Raw genomic sequence first — 17,810 nt, forward strand, 5'->3', positions numbered from 1 at the left:
AGCGATGCCTCACATCACCCGGTGCACGCTGTTTACTTTCCTCCTCACTTCACCTTGAACCGCGCATCATCCCACACAAAGGGCGCCTTCTCGCCGAGGTACACCTTGTAGATGTTGTAGTTCGTTTTCATCACCTCTTCGAGCATGCCCTTCCATGGGCGATCCGCCACGGAGATGACGCCGCTGTTGGAGCGCTCACCGTCGAAGCCGGAGAACCAGCGGCCGGTCACGGATTGATCCACCAGGGTGAACCACTCGATGCCCAACACGAAGCCCAGCGCTGCGCCTTGTTCCACGTAGTTCCGGTACGCAAGACCGCGCTCCTGCTGGCTGTTCACATCGCGCCCGCCCTCCAGGCCGCTGTCCTTTGGTGAAGACCAGAAAAATTCGCTGAGGAACATCGGCTTGCCACCGGTCCACTCGTAGATGCGCTTCAGGAAACCCGTGTCGAGGCCATACGTGTAGTAGTTGAAGGACATCACATCCACATACTTGCCCATCACGCGGCTGATCCATTCGTGCGAAATGGTGCCGGGCTGCAGGCGGCTGCCGATGATCATGTGATTGGGGTCATGCTTGCGGGTGTTCTCACACACCAGCTTCATGTACTCATCCAGGAAGACGCTGGCGAAGGCGATGGCATCTTGTTTTGCAGCATCCGTCTGCATCGCGAGCCCGACGTCGGTCAGTGCGCCAAACGAGGTCGCATTTGTGCCCCATGCGGTGTTGAAGGCGGCAATGTTCTTGTACTTCTCCTCCACCCACTGCACGAAGCGGAGCTTGCACGCATGGCTGCCGTTGAGCGTCGGCACTATGTGGGGTATCTGCTCATAGATGGGTTCGTTCACAATGTACCAGCCGATGATGAGCGGATCGTTGGCTTTGCCAGGCAGCACATTGGCCAGGTTCTTCTGCACCAATGCACGGGTCTTTTCATCAAAGGGATCAAAGGTCTCGTGGATGCCTGCGATGCGGGGAATGCCCTCCCAGAAATTCAGCGGGAGGTGAGAGACCGTGGGGAAGCTTGCTGCCTTGCGTGCCTGTTCACCACTCTCGGAAAATGCTCCCACCGAGGTGAAGCCCCACTTCCGCATGCGCTCGATCATCCGCGCGGTGTAGCTCTCGATGCCGTAGGGCTGGCCATACTTGCGGATCTGGTTCACCAAGTGGAACGAAACAATCGTGCCACCACTGTCCGGACGAAACACCGAGGCAAATTCACCCTGGGGCGAAGGCAGCCATTCGTAGGCGCTCTCGCGTCCTTTCACGAGGGTGTAGTCGTCATTGGGATTCACACCGCAGAGACCGAGGTGGAAGAAGGCGTTGCCTGCTGGATTCACGAGCACCCAGCGGTCTCCCTTCTTCTCCACATGGAAGAAACCGGTCCCTTTCAATCCGAGCTTCTCCTTGCTGCCCGGCAGGCCCCCGAAGGCATCACGCGCCGGAGGTTGCAGACCGTCGTAGTATTTTTTCTCCGCAGCGACATCCGCCTTCAACTCTTCCACGCTCTTCACCTTGTCGGCCCATTCCTCACGGGCACTCTGGCCAAAGGAATCCACCAGTGGCTTGGCCTTCGCGCCACCGGCGGGACCTGCATCCGTGATCGTAAGCGTCACCGTGTTCCTGCTGGCATCGTAGGGCGTCACCGACTTGAAATGGAAGATGGCCCAGTTCCATTCGCGATTGTCCGCGAGCTGCAGAAACGAGAACTCCGGTGTGGCGATGGTGAGCGTTTTGCCCTCGTAGTTCGTGATGTTCAGGGAAGGGGCATGTCCTTGGAAAAGATGCGGGGAGGCGGGCTTTGTCTTTGGAAAGTCGCCAGTCTTGTCTCCCATCTTCCACGAGCCGCCCTGGTTGTAGGCAATCGGGATCTGCATCTGGAAATCGAAGTGCTTCACATCCGACGGGATGCTGGACATCGTCATCGTCACCTGCCCGCCCTGGCCAACAGCCATCTCCACCTGCGCGCCATCCTCATACTTGATGGTCACCGATTTCCCAGCCGCCTTGCGTTCCACCAGCTTGTGCACCGGCTTCTGCTGCGCATCGGAGAACGTGGGATACTCCACGATGAACTTGCCGAGGCTTCCAGCATCCACTTCGAGGCCGTCGTGGACGAGGGATAGGTTGGCTGCATGAAGAGCCCACGCCGAGATAAGATATGCCGAGGCAAGAGTGAGAAAGTGCTTCACGGAAAAGGAAGGGTTGAAGGGAACTATCGGACGTGACGACCCTATCCGCCAAAACTTGCCTCCGTCACCCTGAATTCGCGGTCGAGTAGGACAGTAAGATTAAACGACGGAAATGGCTGGCACGGTTCGTAGACAAGCTCGTCGTTGCCCGAGGATACCAGCTTGATGATGGAGAGTTTCAGGAAGGGGAACATTTTGTCTATGTCTGCGGGCGCGATTTGGTAATGTTTAAAAAGCCGTCGAAAGATTTTTTTGCCTGTTGAGAGAATGGTCTGTTCAGAAGCAACGATGTCCTGTCCCCTGGATTCCGCCTGCCGTAGGTCCTTTGTCCATGAAGTGGCGTCATGGGATGGTGGATGGAATACTACACTAATCAGATCGTGGTGGTCCGTTGCCCATTCGGCGGAGTAGTTGAAGGAGTGAAATCCGGGGACGCAGACCTCAGAGAGTGTAAGAAGACCGAAGATCGGAGACTCCAATATCTGAGGAAGTGAGTTCTCGTTCATGGCGATTTGCACTAGAGCATTCCCGGACATCCATCGCAGTTCAACCCTCACTCCAACGCCGCTTTCAGCACCGTGGGATTGATTTTCTTTCCGGCATCGAACGGAAATCCGCCGTGCTGTACCATGAGGATGACCACCAGTCCACGCACCGGGTCCACCCACATCTGCGTGGCATAGGCGCCTCCGTGGCCGTAGCTGCCCACGCTCAGGGAATCCTCACCGCCCTCTTTGGTCGTGATCTTCAACCCGAAGCCGTAGTCCGCGAGTTGGTCTTTGGACTTTGCCTCGCCAGACTGCACCGTGGTCATCTGCTTCACCGCGTCTGCACTCAGGATCCTCTTGCCACTGAGCGTGCCCTTGTTCAGCAGCATCCGGCAGAATTTGGAGACGTCCATCGCAGTGGAAAAGTAGCCGCCTCCCGGCATGCACTGCCGCTTCGTATTCGTGAGCGGGTAGGTGAGCTGGGTGATCTGGAACTCTTCAAGTCCATCCTTGGTGGCATTCGGTCGATACGATTTGGCAAGACGGGCTACCTGATCTTCATCCGGCCAGAAGGTGGTGTCCTTCATGCCCAGCGGCGCCAGCAGGCGTTCGTTCATGAATTCCTCGTATTTCATCCCGCTCACGATCTCGATGATCATGGCCGCCGTGTTGATTCCGGCATTGCTGTACTGGTAGGCAGAACCCGGCTCTGATTGCAAAGGCGTCACCGCATAGCTGATGGTGCGCTGGCGCAAGGTGTAGATGTCCAGCACCGGCTGCTCGATCGACGACTTGAAGGGCAGGCCGCTGGTGTGGGAAAGAATTTGCCGAACGGTGATCGGTTGCGAAGGTTTCTTGAGCTCGAAGCGCCCATCGTCACCCTTCTCCGCCAGCATCTGTCCTCCGAATTCGGGCAGGTATTTTTCCACCGGGTCATCGAGCTTCACCTTGCCCTCGTCCACCAGGATCATCAGGCCGGCGGCGGTCATGGCCTTGGACATGGAGGCAATCCAGAAGACGCCGTCCGTCTGCATCGTCTTCTTCTTGTCGATGTCCGCCCACCCGACGGCTTCGAGGCTCAGCACCTTGTCCTTGTTTGCCACGAGGGTTACGGCGCCAGCGAGGGTGTTCTGCCCCACAAAGGGTTGCAAGGCCGCAGCAATGCGTCCGGGTTTGTAGTCAGCGCTCGCGGGTGTGTGCAGCGAGAGCAAAACGGCAACCGCTGTGGCGGTCGCAACAAATGAGCGAAGGGAAAAGGGTCTCATGGCAGGACAACGAGGAAAGCGTGAAACAGCAGGGTAGGGGCAGGGAGGGACGAGCCGCCTCTCTACACCGCAGACCGAGAAAATCCATCGCCGACTCGCGCCTCGATTTCCGCGATGGCCCACTGGGCGTGCTCGGAAATGATCGGGTGCTCATCTGCCTCAGCGATCCGCAGGGCAGGGAGATCCTCTTCCGTGCCGATATTGCCCAGCACCACGCACACATTCCGCAGGAAGGCGGGTCGCTTGATGCGCTTGATGGGAGACTTGCTGAAGAGCGCGCGGAACTGCTCATCCGTGAGCGCCAGCATCTCGCGCAACTTCATCGAGAAGACCGACTCGCGCGCCGCAAAGGTGGCCTCTCGCGACACCTGGGCGAAGCGATTCCATGGGCAGGCATTCAGGCAGTCGTCGCAACCATAGAGATGATCACCAATGGCCTTGCGGAACTCCAGTGGGATGCTGCCCTTGCTCTCGATGGTGAGGTAAGAAATGCAGCGCCGTGCATCCATGCGGCGGGGTCCCGTGATGGCATTCGTGGGACAGGCATCGATGCAACGTGTGCATTTGCCGCAGAGGTCATGCGCAGGCGTGTCCGGAGGCAGCTCAAGAGTGGTAAGGATGTCCGCAAGGAAAAACCACGTGCCCAGCTTGCGGTGGATCTGCATGGTACTTTTTCCATTCCATCCCAGGCCGCTTTCGCTGGCGAAGTCGCGCTCCAGGACCGGGCCCGTATCCACGTAGAAGCGTTGCGAACCACCACGCGAGATGAGGAAGGCATCCACCTCGCGCAGCTTCTTCTCAATCATGTCGTGGTAGTCGTCATTCCACGCGTATCGGGCGATGCGACCTTCCAACTCCCCGGGCTCCTCAGCACCCTGGAAGTAATTCATGGCAAACATTACCACCGACTGTGCCCCCGGCAGCACCACACGCGGATCGCTGCGGCGGTCCAGATTCCGCGCCATCCAGGCCATGTCACCATACTTGCCCTCAGCCACCCATTGCGCGTAGAGATGGCGATGCGCCGCAGGCAGTGCAGGCGCGATGCGGCAATCACTGAAGCCGAGTTGTGCGGCCAGTGCTTGCAGTTCGGCCTTGAGGAGGGAATTCATCGAAACTGCAGTCCATGGCGGCGCATGGATGCTCTGCTTTAGTCATATGCACGCTGCCAGCCTACCATCCCCAAATGATTTCTTTGAAGAACAACCGCACTGCACTCCAGGACCCTTTTTCCTTGGCGTGGAGCACCGTCCCTACAATCAAGCCTGAAACGAAAATCAGACCCAGAACCCAGGGAAAGAAATAGGCCAGGAAAGCCACGGGTACGAGGAGCAGAATCGTGAGCAGCAGCCAGGCGGCGACCTGAGGGCCAATCAGCTTGTTCGTCCGGGTCTTCATTTCATGAGTGAGGATGCGTGCGAGGGGCGGGGGATGCCTTGCTGAAGTGTACCCTCGCCGTCTCCGCCACGCCATAAGCTACATCCTGCGGGGAGAAGTCATCGGTATTTATTTTCATGTCGCTGGCCTGCTCATAGAGCGGGCTCCGGCCGTCGTGCAGTTTGCGCAACGTTCCTGCGGGATCGGGATTCTTCAGCAGCGGTCGATCGTGGCTGTGGGCCGTGCGGCGATGCAATACATTGGGGTCGGCACTGAGCCACACCACAAAACCAAGCTGCTTCAGCAGGGGGAGATTCTCCGGGCGTGTGACGATCCCGCCGCCCGTGGCAATCACCAGGCCGTCCCGCCCAATCAACGAGCGCAGAGCTGCCGTCTCACGTACGCGAAATCCTTCTTCACCTTCTGCCGCGAAGATCTCCGGGATGGTCTGCCCTGCCACATCCGTGATGAGATGATCCGTGTCCGCAAAGCCAAAGCCCAGGCTCTGCGCCACCATGCGGCCCACCGTCGACTTTCCGGAGCCCATGAGACCCACGAGAATCACATTACACCCACGCGAGGCATCGGCAGCGGAAGGCGCCGCTCCATTGCCACCTAATTGAACCATGATCGACCGCACGAGGTCCGGGTCCTGCGCGATGGCTTCTTCGTAGGAGGGATAGCTCAGGGTGAATCCGGTGCTGCGGAGCTTTGCATTCGATACCCGCTTGTGCGTCCACGCACGCTTGCGCTGGGTATTGGGTTCCGTGACTGGGGGCATCAGCTTCTCAAAACGCCACGAGAGCGCGGTGTAGCACTCTCGCTGCGTCACCGGCGTGTCATCCGTCACATTGTAGATGCCCAGCGGTGCAGTGGTGGTGAGATGCACCAGCGCGCGTGCGGCATCCTCCCGATGAATCTGATTGAGGTAGCGGCCGTTGCCGTCATTTCCCTCAATGGTGGCCGTGCCTTCCAGATAGCTCTTCAGCACAAAGGACCGCGAGGGGCCGTAGATGCCCGCGAGCCGGGCCACACTGCCGCCACCGGCGAGCACAAGCTCTTCGGTCGCACGCAGGATCTGGCTGGTCTCCCTGTCGGGAGTGGCATCACTCTCCTCCGTGACCACCGACCCGTCTGTCTGTGGATATACACTGGTGCTGCTGGTGAAGAGAATCTTCGCCGCCGGAAACGAAGCCCGAAGGTTGTTGCAGCCCGCCAGATGCACCTGCCGGTAGGTTTCCGCGCCACCGCGGCTGGAGGACGCGCAGTGAATGACCCACGCAGGGCTGCCTCCGAATTTTTCTGACAGGGCCTGCACCTCCGCCGCCTGACTCACGTCGAAAGCATGTACTGGGTAGGGCTTGGCGGCCGCGAGGCGCTGTGCCGACTCCGGCGAGTGCGTCACTCCCGCCACGTCATGCCCTGCCTCGTGCAGCAGGTCCGCGACCCGCTCACCGATGTAGCCACAGCCAATGACGAGGTATCTCATGGAGCCTCCTTCTTGCGGTTGGCTGAGTAGTACTCTTCAAGACCGCGCACCACACCGCGTGTGTAGTCTTCCAACGGGCTGGAGACGAGGTGGCCATCCAGCAGCGTGCGCCCGATGTAGTGGCCCAGCAGCAGCCGCTTGTAGGTCTCCTCGTGATTCATCACATAGGGCTCAAAATAGAGCACCGGGCACTGGTAGGTGCGATTGGCGAGCAGGTTGCGCGCATACACGTAGGGACTGCCGGATACGCGCCGGGCTGTGTTTTTCGTGTAGACATATGCTGGCAGTCCCGTGGCCTGGGCCATGGCTCCGGCTACCGTATCCGCCATGGGGATCTCGGATTCCTGCACGCGGCTGAAGAGACGCTGCAGCATCTCAAAGCGGATGTCCTCATGCCGTAGTTCTGCCGGGCTGTAGCAGCCATTTACCAGCAGATGAAGATGATTCTGCGGCACGAAGGCGGGCTTTTCCGGGTCACCCCACGCCTCGGCATTCAGGTGCAGGCACAGCACAAGATCGGGCTTCAGTTCCTGATTCACCCGGTTCGCACGCGCCCGGATCTCACTCACACGGTAGAAGAGCTTCTCCGCCTGCCACTGCACGGAAATGATGCGCCGTTCGTCGTAGCGATTGGTATAGGAGTCTGGGGGATTGGAGATGCCTGAATCGAGCAATACTTGCTTTGCCACGGGCCGGAGTGAGTCCGGGGTCTGCGTGGTGACGGGAGCTTCCTGAGACCGCACAAAGGTCACCACAGCACCCAGAGCCTCAAGCCGTGGCTTCAGCAGATTGGCCACCTGCAGGACCAGGCTCCCTTCCATCACGGCCTCACCGGGACGCATGCTGAGCCAGCGCTCCTCGACCTGGGCGTAGCCGCCCCCGATGTGGCCCGGGTCCAGGGCGATGTGCAATCCTTTCAACGGTGAATCACCCTTCTGGAGCGGGGGTAACTCCTGCGCGGTGCGCCAGTAGCGGATGGGCTTGCTCCGCAGAGCATCCTCGCGGACGAAGGCAATGGTGATCGGGGGCTGCCCGGGGGACGTCTCCACCATGAGCGAGTCTCCCTCGATGTGCCACGGAGGCAATTGGGCGGAATCATCGAGGTACACGGAGGCCGTGGCCTGCTGAAACTCGGTCCGTGTCATGGTGCCTGCCACCGCCTTCAGTGTGTTCCAGTCCGGCTTGTCGGCCAGGGGACTGAGCAGAGGCTTGTCGGGGACGGTGGGTACGGTGAGCAGGGGTGGGCTGTCTTCCTGCGTCAGGGGGGGCGGGGGAGGTGCGGGTGGGGGGGAGGCAGATGCCGGTGCCGCAGGAGGCACAGCCGGAACTGCAGGCGCTGGAGCCTCCTGCGCGGGCATGGCTCCCCCGCACAGCGCCACCACTGCGGTGCCGATCGCGGGCTTCAAACATCTCCAGTTCCAGAATGACATGACCCTCAGCCTAAACTTGATTCGTGGGCAATTCATCTCCAAATACCATGCTCATGACTGGAGCCCCTGACGACAACACCATCCGCATCTTGTTCTTGGGGGATGTCATGGGTGATCCCGGGCGTCGCGCCGTGGGAGACTTGCTGCCGAAGCTCAAGGAGGAGTTCTCCGTGGACTTTGCGATTGTAAACGGGGAAAACATTGCCGGTGGCCGTGGCCTCACGCCAAAGCTCGCCATCGGGCTCATGCGCGCCGGAGCCGCCGTGGTGACCACCGGTGACCACGTGTGGGACCAGAAGGAGATCATCCCTTGGTTTGAAGAGGAGCCGCGCCTGCTCCGACCCATCAACTACCCCGAGGGCACGCCCGGCAGCGGCAGCGTGGTCCTGGACACGAAGAAGGGCAAGGTGGCCGTCATGAACGTGCAAGGCCGCACCTTCATGAAAATGCTCCTGGAGAATCCCTTCACTGTCATGCAGGACGCCGTGGAGAAGGTTCGCGAGGAGACCAATGTCATCTTTGTGGACATGCACAGCGAGACCACAAGCGAGAAAGTGTGCATGGGCTGGTTCCTGGATGGCAAGGTTTCCGCTGTCGTGGGCACGCACACCCACGTACAGACGGCGGATGAACGCATTCTCCCCGAAGGGACAGCCTTCCTTTGTGATGCTGGCATGTGCGGGCCCATCAATTCCTGCATCGGCATGGAAATCGATTCCGCCGTCTCACGCTTCATCACGCTCATGCCCAGCCGCAATCATGTGGCCAGGGGACCCGTGAAGGTCTGCGGCGTGCTGGTGGATGTGGATGCCGCCACAGGCAAGGCAACAGCCATCGAGCGCGTCCAGCGGATGTGGGAGGAGCCGGGGAGCGGCACGAACTGAGCGGCTGCCGCTTCGGTTTCCATGGTTCCCTTTTGACTGGTGCAGTCATGCTCGTTGAACTTGAGTATCCTGTTGCGAAGAACGTTCTCCGTTCGCTGAAGGTGATCGTTCATTCCTACGCGGTTGATCACCTGCTGGCGGATGCTCAGGAGGCATATCGTGTGTACGAATTGATGTCCATCCGGAGGCCGGGAGACATCATCCACTACATCGGCATCGAACCGGTTGAGGTCACCGAGTACACCTTGTCGCGGTGTTTGGAAAAGAAACCCAAGGAGGAACCGAAGACCGTTGTGTCGCTGGCGACGTTCGATGGCTTCTTCATCGCGGCGTGGGATGACACGGAGCCGGAAGACGGCTGTTGGCTGCACTTCCGAAAGTCGGCACGGTTTCATGATCACTTGAGAAGCCTCTTTGAACGGGTTCGCGCCGCTCAGGAGGCGCTGCGGAGTGGTTCCGATCCGCTGATTCGTCACGTGATCCATCTCATGGAGACCTCGTCCCATTCGTGGGACAACTCTCCCGATGCTCCGTGGTGGCGAACGCCCAGCCACTATGACTCCCGGACCAGGCCGCTGCGGACTCTGGAGTACTATGCGAAACTCACAGAACTGCTCGCCCGTCCGGACATCACCTCCGTGCGGCTCTACATGCACGATGACTACCAGACGGAGCGGCTCGTCTGCACTGAACAGCGCGTGAGGGCCAGTGCCACCGGGCAGATTACCTTTGAAGCCCTGCCCATCTGCATGTTCGCCAACAGAATTCCAGCCAGCCCAGGATGGGGTGAAAAGATCATGGCCTTCCATGAAGGCACTGGCTATGGAATGCTGGTGATCGTGGAGGATCCCGGGGAAGCTGCCTATATCAAGAGAATGGCGGAGGAGCGGGAACGCTGTGAAAAGTACCTGCTGTTTCACGCCGGGGCACCGGACATCACCGGATACCGCCGCACGGATGGACCAGGCTGGACTTTGCTCGAAGATCTCACGGACCATCGCCATCACCGTGTCTGTGGAGAGCGCATGATCGCGGACTTTGTTCAAACGGAGCTAAAGAAAGCGGGCCGTCGGCCTTAGCGAGAGGAGCTACTTGGAAACTCTCAGCTCCGCACACACCAGTTCCCTCTCATTCCGCGCGAAGGCACATCCATTCGCAAACGCCGGTGGTGACCAGCACAACTTCCTCCCCGAAAAAGAATACACGGGCTCCAGCAGTTTTGTCCTGCTGATCTCCTCATAACCTTGTGGTGTGAGTTTCGCGCGAATCAAATTCCCCTCATCCGTGTAGAGCAGCACGCTGTTTCCATTGGGGAAGAAATGGATCGCGGTGCCGCTCATTTTTGAGGTGAGACCGTCCTTACTCCAGAGCTTCTTTCCTGTCTGTGCATCCAGGCACACCAGTTCACCCTTGGTGGTGGCGGAGTACACATGTCCTTCGGCGAGCATCGCCGTCGAGGTGTTGCTCAGTACACGATGGGACACGGCCTTGGTATCCGGCCATAGAAAGGAAACACCTGGCTTGTCTTGCGCCAGCTTCAGCATCAGGCCGCCAATGAGCAGCAGATCTCCCTGAGACACCGGCGTGGAGACCGTATTGTCCGAGCTGGTGAGCAGGCGCTGTCGCCAGAGCACTGCACCGTTGTGCGGGTCCAGTGCGCTCACGGATTGCTGTGTCCACACCACGAGCTGACGCTTTCCCCCGGCTTCCACGAGGATGGGTGAGCTGTTCGCCGAAGCCTCATCCAGCGCGTGCCAGATCTCGTTGCCTGTGTGCTTGTCCAGGGCCACCACACACGCATCCGGCTTGCCACCGATGACGAGCACCAGTTTTTCGCCATCGATGAGAGGAGAGGCATTCGTGGAGAATCCTCCCATGCCATAGTCCTTGGCGAGATCCTTGTGCCACAGGACCGCGCCGGTCTTGGCATCCAGGCAATGCAGCGCGCCAATCGCACCGAGCATCCATACTTTGCCATCTTCGGCAATCGGAGTGACGGAGGGACCGTTTTCCTGTCCCGCCGTGAAGACCCAGTCGGGATACGGCGCCTCGTACGAATGCGCCCACAGGACCTTGCCGCTGGCCTCCTCGAAGCACTGCAGGCGCTCCGTGGCTTTTGGTTTCTGCAGCACGACATCTGTGATGTAGACATGCCCATCAGCAATCACCGGACTTGACCACGAAGGTCCCACAGGCATGCGCCAGCGCACCTTCACCCCTGCTTCAGGGAAGGCCTCCAGGATGTCCGTTTCCTTCCACACATTGTCCCGGGCCATGCCGCGCCACTGGGGCCAATCTTCTGCTGAGGCGAACCCAGAGCACAGAAAGGATGCGCCGGTGCACATCAGCAGCGCCGCGATAGTCCTTCTCATGGCAGAGCGCATCAATCAGAGCAAAATCGAAGCAGAAGGGCGCCATGGAGGTCACCACCTCGCGAGGAATCGCACAGGCGAGCTGATCATGGCGCCACGTTCATCCGTGATGTTGAAGAACCACATGTCAGAATCCGGGGGCGGGGCGGGTGCGGTTACAATACCGTTCTCGATCGTGGCAGGCACGGTCTCCCACTCGCGCGTGTGGAACGTGTTGCCGGGTTTCGCATAGGAGAGCGTCGCTGTTTTGAGGACAGTGGAACTGCGCACGGAGGCCTTCACGTTGTCGCCTGCGGATTCAGGGAGGTCGCAGGATTGCAGCGGCTTTTCGCTGCGCACACCGAGAAGGCTGTCCACAAACAGGCCGATCTCCATCGGTGCCCAGCCGGGTTGGTGGCCATGGGACATCTTCACCTGGATGCGGATGTTTTTCGGTGTCAGCTTCACTGCATCGTAGCTCTTGATGTAGCTGTTGAGGCGGTAGTGCACATCGTTGGTGCCGTTCACAAAGAAGATAGGCACACGGCACTGCGGCAGCCATGAACCCGGATCATAGAACTTCACCCACTTCTTGGTGTAATCCGGACTGAGCTTCTCGAATTCTGGGAGCCATGAGCTGTTTTGATTCAAGAAGCCGCAGCCATACACCGGCACCGCTGCCTTGAATCGATCATCGAGAGACGCCACGATGCATGTCGTGTAGCCGCCCCAGGAAATGCCGGTCACCGCCGTGCGGTCGGCATCCACTTCCGGGAAGCTGCGCAGCAGCGAGTGTGCGAGAATGCCATTGGCCACCGCGTGGTAGTTCCAGTCATCCGTGAAGTCCTCTGTCTTGATGGTGTCGAACTTCGCGACGTGATCCTGTCCGGGCCCACCTTGGGGTATGGGGGTGCGGTTCTTGTTGTCCGCCTCATCTGGACGCACGCCGGCGAGATCCATGGCGATCGCCGCATAGCCCCGCCTGGCCCACAAGGTTGCCCATTCCTTGAACGCGGTGCCACCGCCTCCGTGAATCAGCACGATGCCGGGATACTTCGTTCCTGCCTTCGTCGGCGCGCCCGCGAGCGTATCCGGCGTGGCGTAGTAGGCGAAGATACGGCTGGGTTTTCCTTGAAACAGCTCGCCCGTGTAGAAGAGCGCATGCACGGGACTCTTCTGGTCTGCCCATTCAAAAGAAGGCGCTTTGAAAAGCTGCTCAAGATTCCATGGAGGCGTAGGTTTGGAATCTGCAAAGGCAGTCCCGGCCATCAGCAACGCGATGGCGGCCATGAGGAGAGAAACGCGCATGTCATTGCAAAGGCCGCATGCGCTCGAATCTTGCAGTCTCGCCTGGTTATTCGGTGGCAGGCATGCCCAGCTTTTCCCTCCGTCCCTTTTTGGTCAGGGGTTTCATGGCTTCCACGGCTTGATGAAATTTCTCCCAATCGCGGCCCTGCTCTTCATACAGACGATGAAAGGCCGGCACGAGGTCGTAGTAGGTCGCCAGGGCGGTGAGGCGTGCATTGTTGAGCTGCGTGCCAAAGAGCCTGTCATACGAGCTGTCGCATTCACCGCGGCGTTTCATGGCCTCATATTCCGCGCGTGTCTCGTCGAAGACCGCCGTCTTCCGCAGACGCATGTCTTTCTCAGAGAGATTGTCTTCCTGGGCGTAGAGCGCTTCCAGCTTCGCGCGTGTGCTGCGGAGCAGGGCAAGAATGCGGCCGAACTCCAGCAGGTCCGCTTCATATTTTTTCAGTCCCTCGGTGTCTCCCTTGGAGCGCAGCCACTGTCGCACACCCTCCTGCCCGCTGGCCGTGGCGTAGGCTTCATTGAAGTCCGTGTCGCCGCTCACGAAGAAGCGCGCATGCGTCAGCTCATGGAACAGGGTTTCCGCGAGCTGCGATTCCTTGTCATTTACAAAAGTATTCAGCACCGGATCGGAAAACCATCCCAGGGTGGAGTACACCCGCACGCCGCCTACCATCACGTCATAACCATCCTCTCGCAGCTCTTCCGCCTCTTCCTTGGCGGCGCTTTCCGAGAAGAAGCCGCGGTATTTCAGCGAGCCCACCACGGGATACCTCCACGTCTTCGCCTTCAGGGAGAACTCCGGCGCGGCATACACATTCCACACCGCGAACTTCCGGCCGAGATCCGCATAATTTTTGTACTGCTTGTTCGTCGGCAGTTTCAATTGGTCATGCGCGAAGGTGCGAAGCTCCTGCACCAGCTCCAGCTGCGAACGCAGTTTGGCGTTGGTCTTTGGATCGGCAAGCACCTTGGGAATGGGCCGGGCACGCCGCAGCATATCCGCCTGCCCTTGAGCCGCCTGCGAGTAGAAGTGGCTTGAGCTGCAGGAGACCGTGATGGTGATCACCGCCGCCAGAAGCACCAGGCTGAGGGTGAGACACACGGCGTGCTGCATGCGATGATTGCGATGGGGCAGGGGACGGCGCATTTTCGGACACAATCACTACGCGTCCGGAGCCGCATGTGCACGTCTCTCCCGCAGATCCTGCCACTTCCGGGTGATGCGCCGCATGCTCTCCACCAGGGGCAGAGCCTGCATTTCCTCCGGTGTGAACCACCGCAGTTCCACGCTTTCAGGGCTGATGATCTCCGTGGCCCCCTCAGGGGCGATGAGCACGAAGTTCACATCATAATGAAAGTGATCCGGTTCATTTCCATGAGCAGGGATGGGATGAACATCGAGGTCGAAAGGACGTGCGGACGCCAGGATCAATCCTTCGATGCCACACTCTTCCAGAGCTTCACGTTGTGCGACTCGTACAAGGTTCTCATCACCGTCGCAGTGGCCGCCAAAGTGAAGCCAGCGGTTCAGCTTGCGATGATGATTCAGCAGCGTGCGCGACCCGTCCGCGCTGACGATGAAGGCGCTTGCCGTGAAGTGACCGGGAAAACAGCTGCGATGGAAGCATTGCGATTCTGCATCGAGCAGTGCAATCATCTGATCACGAAAGGGTTCTTCAACGGTGCGCCGTGTGAGGTCCAAGGTTGCAAGCTGGGAACGAAGAGCGTGGCGATCCATGGTGTGCGAGAGAGTCCGTTTCTCTTCGCATTTCACCCGGAAGTCAACGCGCGCACTTCTCTTGCGACACGAAATCTCGCGAATTCGTCACCCAAGTTTTTTTCCGGATTTTGTAACAACCGACTGCAGTTGCTTCTGTAAAGGGATGAAACCTGTTCCTGGGAAGCAATGAGAAAAATCTTCCAAGCAATCCTGCCTGAATCCGTGGTGCTGTCTGGCAGCCAGACTACGGATATGATCTTTCCCGGTATCTTCTGCTATAGGAACGGTGCTTTCCTTTCGTGGATGGCGCTGCGGAGGTCTCGTGGGCAGGGTGAAGTTTCCACGCACGCTGGCATCATGTGCGGCATCACTTTTTACAGAACTTTGACGGAAATCCGTCACGATGTAGACAAATTGGTGCGGTCTTTGCGTCTAACGCCGAATACCTGCCGCAGTTGACGGCGCGGCGCCTCTCTGCCCCTGAAGTTTTGCCAAGCATTCGAATACTCCAACCCTCAGAGAATCAACGACACCATGCAATCCCTGAAATCACTCTTCATCACAGTCCTTGTGCTGGGTGGCGCTTTCCTGGCCTACGATTACTTCGTGGCCCCGCCGGAGGAAAAGATGGTCTTCAAGCAGCCGGCAGTGGCGAAGTCAGCCGAATCTGATGCATCTGCCGCCATGGCTTCCACGGAGTCTGCAAGCGCGCCAGTTCCATCACCGGCGCCCCCTCCTCCAACTCCTGAATCCGTGAACACCGCGCCGCCTCCCATGCCGCAGCCCCCTGCTCCGGCGCCTGCACCTCCCGTGGCTTCTTCGGACACATTCACGCCACCTGCTCTGCCGAGCGTGGAGCAGGCGACTGCGAACTGGACGCGCGTTCCCGCGAGTGCCTTTCCCCGGCAGGTGAAGCTGCTGCTTCCGGTGGCGTTCAAGGCCAGCTACGGCGGCACCCAGATGCCAGCAGGGAGCGAAGTCACGGCCCTCTCCCTGCAGAATGGGTCGCTGCTCCTCGCGCCTACACCCGCTTCCGCAGCGCGCGCTTCGGTCACGGTGGATTCCACCGATCTCAAGGCATCACTCACCACAGCCTACAATGCCTGGCGCGAGCGCCGCATTGAGGAAGCCCGCATCGCCTGGAAAAATCGGGACCGTGCGCCCGTGGTGTTCACAACTCCTCAGGTCGCAGCCGATGGCAAACCCCAGATCAGCGCGGATGGCACTTTCCCTCTGTTGCTCGCCAGCATGCGTGCCGGCATGGTGACGGAAGTCACTCCGAACTCCATTACCCGCTGGGGAAACCCCGAAAAAGGCGATCACAATGGCAAACCCTGCTGGGTCGTTGCCGTGGACTACGATGCGCAGACTGCCTTCGGCAAATTCAGCACCACTGCTGTCGCCAAGATCGTGGATGGTCGCGTCGCAGGTTGGTACTACAAGGGCTCCGGCGAGCAGGTGCCGTGATCGATATCGAGCGAACCGCTCGTGGACGCTAACCTGCGCTGATGATACAACCGGCTTTTGCGTTTCGGCCTTGCCGGAAGCTTGTGTTCATGAGCGCCTGTTGGCGTTGATTAGCGGTCCAAAAACCTACCTCCGCTTCTTCGTCTTCCGGCCGAACATAATCGCACGAGCCTTGTCTTCGTTCTCCAGCACGGTCGTGTACTTGTAGGGGAAGTTGTCCAGCTTCTTGCGCTCGATCTCCTGGCCGATGAGGCGCTCAATGGAGGAGACATAACCGATCTCTTCGGCAGTGAATAGGGTGAAGGCATCGCCTTCCTTCTTCGCGCGTCCGGTACGGCCGATGCGGTGGACGTAGTCTTCCGAGCGCTCGGGGACCATGTAGTTGATCACGTGGGTCACGCCGCTGATGTCCAGACCGCGCGCGGCGACGTCGGTGGCGACGATGACCTCCACCTTGCCTTCGCGGAAATCCTGCAGGGCCTTCTCGCGGTCGCGTTGGGTGATGTCGCCATGCATGACGGCGGCCTTGTGTTCACCGTCGCGCTGGATCGAGCCGAAGAGGCGATCTGCATCCATCTTCGTGCGGGTGAAAATCATCACGCTGTGGAAGTCGGTGCGGCGCAGCAGCTCGAGCAGCAATTCCTCACGCTGATCGCTGGCGACGGGATACAGGTAGTGGCTCACCGTCTCGGAGGGCGAGAAGCGGATGCCAACTTCCACACTGGCAGGCTCCTTCAGCGCCCAATCCGCAAGCCCCTTGATCTGTGCGGGCATCGTGGCGGAGAAGAACAGTGTCTGGCGGGTGCGCGGTGTGCGCTCCACAATGCGGCGTACGTCCGGCAGGAAGCCCATGTCCAGCATGCGGTCCACTTCATCGAGGATGAGCACCTCGACCGTGTCGAGATTCACGGTGCCATCCTGCATGAAATCCAGCAGGCGCCCCGGAGTGGCCACCACGATGTCGACGCCCTGCTGCAAGCCCTTGCGTTGCTTCTCATACCCCACGCCCCCATGCACGAGCAGGGTGCGCAGACCGGTGTGTTTGCCCAGCTTGTCGAAATTGTCCACCACCTGGGCTGCCAGCTCGCGCGTGGGTTCCAGGATGAGGCAGCGCAGCGCACCGGGAGCCCCCATCTTGCTGAGCGCGGGCATGCCGAATGCTGCCGTCTTGCCGGTGCCGGTCTGCGAGGCTCCGATAAGGTCGCGGCCTTCCAGCACAATGGGCGCGGCCTTCACCTGAATCTCCGTGGGCTGGGCGTAGCCGAGGTCACGGATACCAGCCAGAATGGCAGGAGAGAAGCCCAGCACTTCAAATGCCTCGGGATACGGACCCTCAGGAACAGGAGGGGCCGGGGGCGGCGGCAGGGCCTCGAAGTTCTGGCGGGGTGCATGCTCTTCGCGTTCGCCACGTTCCGGTTTGCCCGAGCGTCCTCCACGTCCTGACCTTCCATCACGGCCTCCGCGGGCATCCCTTCCACCGCGAGGCCCTCTTTCGCCATCACGGCCTCCACGGGGGCCGCGGTCACCTTCGCGAGGAGGTCTGGAGCCTTCGCGACGCTCACCCTCAGCGCGAGGATGACGGGAACTCTTCTTGTCATCATGCCCACCGGCGGTCGGCTTTTTCGCAGGGTGATGCTTTGCACTCGCGTGCAGCTTCTCCGGGTGTTCCTCGTGGCCGTGTTTCTTCTCCTCGGTCTTCTTCTTTTTCGAGCCAAGCAGGCGTTTGATGCCTGACTTCAGACGGGTGAGCAGGGACGTTTTGGGCTTTTTCGGAGTGGTCACAGGAAATCAGGGATGCACGAGCGGAGGGCGGGCGAGCGACGGCAATCTACTGCC

Annotated in this window: 16 protein-coding genes; 3 read left to right on the plus strand and 13 right to left on the minus strand. The window is 59.7% G+C overall.

The window, feature by feature from the left end; all coding sequences use genetic code 11:
* Window positions 1–44 precede the first annotated feature (44 nt).
* The 7 genes from DES53_RS01755 to DES53_RS01785 all read right to left on the minus strand — a co-directional run bounded on the left by DES53_RS01755 (window position 45) and on the right by DES53_RS01785 (window position 8,241).
* Window positions 45–2,192, minus strand: coding sequence for a beta-galactosidase (locus tag DES53_RS01755; RefSeq protein ID WP_113956486.1), 2,148 nt, complete (start codon window positions 2,190–2,192; stop codon window positions 45–47).
* Window positions 2,193–2,233: 41 nt separating this feature from the next.
* Window positions 2,234–2,698, minus strand: a complete 465-nt coding sequence (locus DES53_RS01760; RefSeq protein WP_147263151.1) for a hypothetical protein — start codon at window positions 2,696–2,698, stop codon at window positions 2,234–2,236.
* Window positions 2,699–2,745: 47 nt separating this feature from the next.
* Window positions 2,746–3,945: a serine hydrolase domain-containing protein gene (locus DES53_RS01765; RefSeq protein WP_113956488.1), complete on the minus strand. Its 1,200-nt coding sequence runs from the start codon at window positions 3,943–3,945 to the stop codon at window positions 2,746–2,748.
* Window positions 3,946–4,007: 62 nt separating this feature from the next.
* Entirely contained in the window at window positions 4,008–5,057 is a 1,050-nt protein-coding gene (gene queG, locus DES53_RS01770; RefSeq protein WP_113956489.1) for a tRNA epoxyqueuosine(34) reductase QueG, read from the minus strand.
* A gap of 61 nt (window positions 5,058–5,118) precedes the next feature.
* A complete protein-coding gene (locus DES53_RS01775) occupies window positions 5,119–5,343 on the minus strand; it encodes a hypothetical protein (protein WP_113956490.1) in 225 nt (74 codons plus the stop codon).
* Window position 5,344: 1 nt separating this feature from the next.
* Entirely contained in the window at window positions 5,345–6,811 is a 1,467-nt protein-coding gene (locus tag DES53_RS01780; RefSeq protein ID WP_113956491.1) for a shikimate kinase, read from the minus strand.
* A complete protein-coding gene (locus tag DES53_RS01785) occupies window positions 6,808–8,241 on the minus strand; it encodes an N-acetylmuramoyl-L-alanine amidase (protein WP_113956492.1) in 1,434 nt (477 codons plus the stop codon). The genes DES53_RS01780 and DES53_RS01785 overlap by 4 nt, the downstream gene beginning before the upstream one ends.
* 53 nt (window positions 8,242–8,294) lie before the next feature.
* Between DES53_RS01785 and DES53_RS01790 the strand changes: the two genes are divergently transcribed.
* Window positions 8,295–9,125 (plus strand): TIGR00282 family metallophosphoesterase, encoded by an 831-nt coding sequence (locus DES53_RS01790; RefSeq protein ID WP_113957155.1) that lies wholly within the window; start codon window positions 8,295–8,297, stop codon window positions 9,123–9,125.
* A gap of 47 nt (window positions 9,126–9,172) precedes the next feature.
* A complete protein-coding gene (locus tag DES53_RS01795) occupies window positions 9,173–10,204 on the plus strand; it encodes a hypothetical protein (protein ID WP_113956493.1) in 1,032 nt (343 codons plus the stop codon).
* 9 nt (window positions 10,205–10,213) lie between these two features.
* On the opposite strand, the gene DES53_RS01800 is transcribed toward DES53_RS01795, so the two are convergent.
* The 5 genes from DES53_RS01800 to DES53_RS32365 form a co-directional block, all read right to left on the minus strand.
* Window positions 10,214–11,497 carry a PQQ-binding-like beta-propeller repeat protein gene (locus DES53_RS01800; RefSeq protein ID WP_170156781.1) on the minus strand — a complete coding sequence of 428 codons (1,284 nt, stop codon included), beginning with the start codon at window positions 11,495–11,497 and terminating at the stop codon, window positions 10,214–10,216.
* A gap of 51 nt (window positions 11,498–11,548) precedes the next feature.
* Complete coding sequence (locus DES53_RS01805) at window positions 11,549–12,784, minus strand: alpha/beta hydrolase family protein (RefSeq protein ID WP_113956495.1); 1,236 nt, start codon at window positions 12,782–12,784, stop codon at window positions 11,549–11,551.
* Window positions 12,785–12,830: 46 nt separating this feature from the next.
* On the minus strand, window positions 12,831–13,934 hold the full coding sequence (locus DES53_RS01810; protein WP_113956496.1) for an aminopeptidase: 1,104 nt from the start codon (window positions 13,932–13,934) through the stop codon (window positions 12,831–12,833).
* A gap of 15 nt (window positions 13,935–13,949) precedes the next feature.
* On the minus strand, window positions 13,950–14,525 hold the full coding sequence (locus tag DES53_RS01815; RefSeq protein ID WP_147263152.1) for an NUDIX hydrolase: 576 nt from the start codon (window positions 14,523–14,525) through the stop codon (window positions 13,950–13,952).
* 87 nt (window positions 14,526–14,612) lie between these two features.
* Entirely contained in the window at window positions 14,613–14,909 is a 297-nt protein-coding gene (locus DES53_RS32365) for a hypothetical protein (protein ID WP_147263154.1), read from the minus strand.
* 132 nt (window positions 14,910–15,041) lie between these two features.
* Between DES53_RS32365 and DES53_RS01825 the strand changes: the two genes are divergently transcribed.
* Window positions 15,042–15,974, plus strand: a complete 933-nt coding sequence (locus DES53_RS01825) for a hypothetical protein (protein WP_113956499.1) — start codon at window positions 15,042–15,044, stop codon at window positions 15,972–15,974.
* A gap of 126 nt (window positions 15,975–16,100) precedes the next feature.
* Here DES53_RS01825 and DES53_RS01830 read toward each other — a convergent pair whose 3' ends face one another.
* Window positions 16,101–17,756 (minus strand): DEAD/DEAH box helicase, encoded by a 1,656-nt coding sequence (locus tag DES53_RS01830; protein ID WP_245958065.1) that lies wholly within the window; start codon window positions 17,754–17,756, stop codon window positions 16,101–16,103.
* Window positions 17,757–17,810 lie beyond the last annotated feature (54 nt).

Origin of the sequence: Roseimicrobium gellanilyticum (genome assembly GCF_003315205.1) — a bacterium.
GTDB classification, from domain to species: domain Bacteria; phylum Verrucomicrobiota; class Verrucomicrobiia; order Verrucomicrobiales; family Verrucomicrobiaceae; genus Roseimicrobium; species Roseimicrobium gellanilyticum.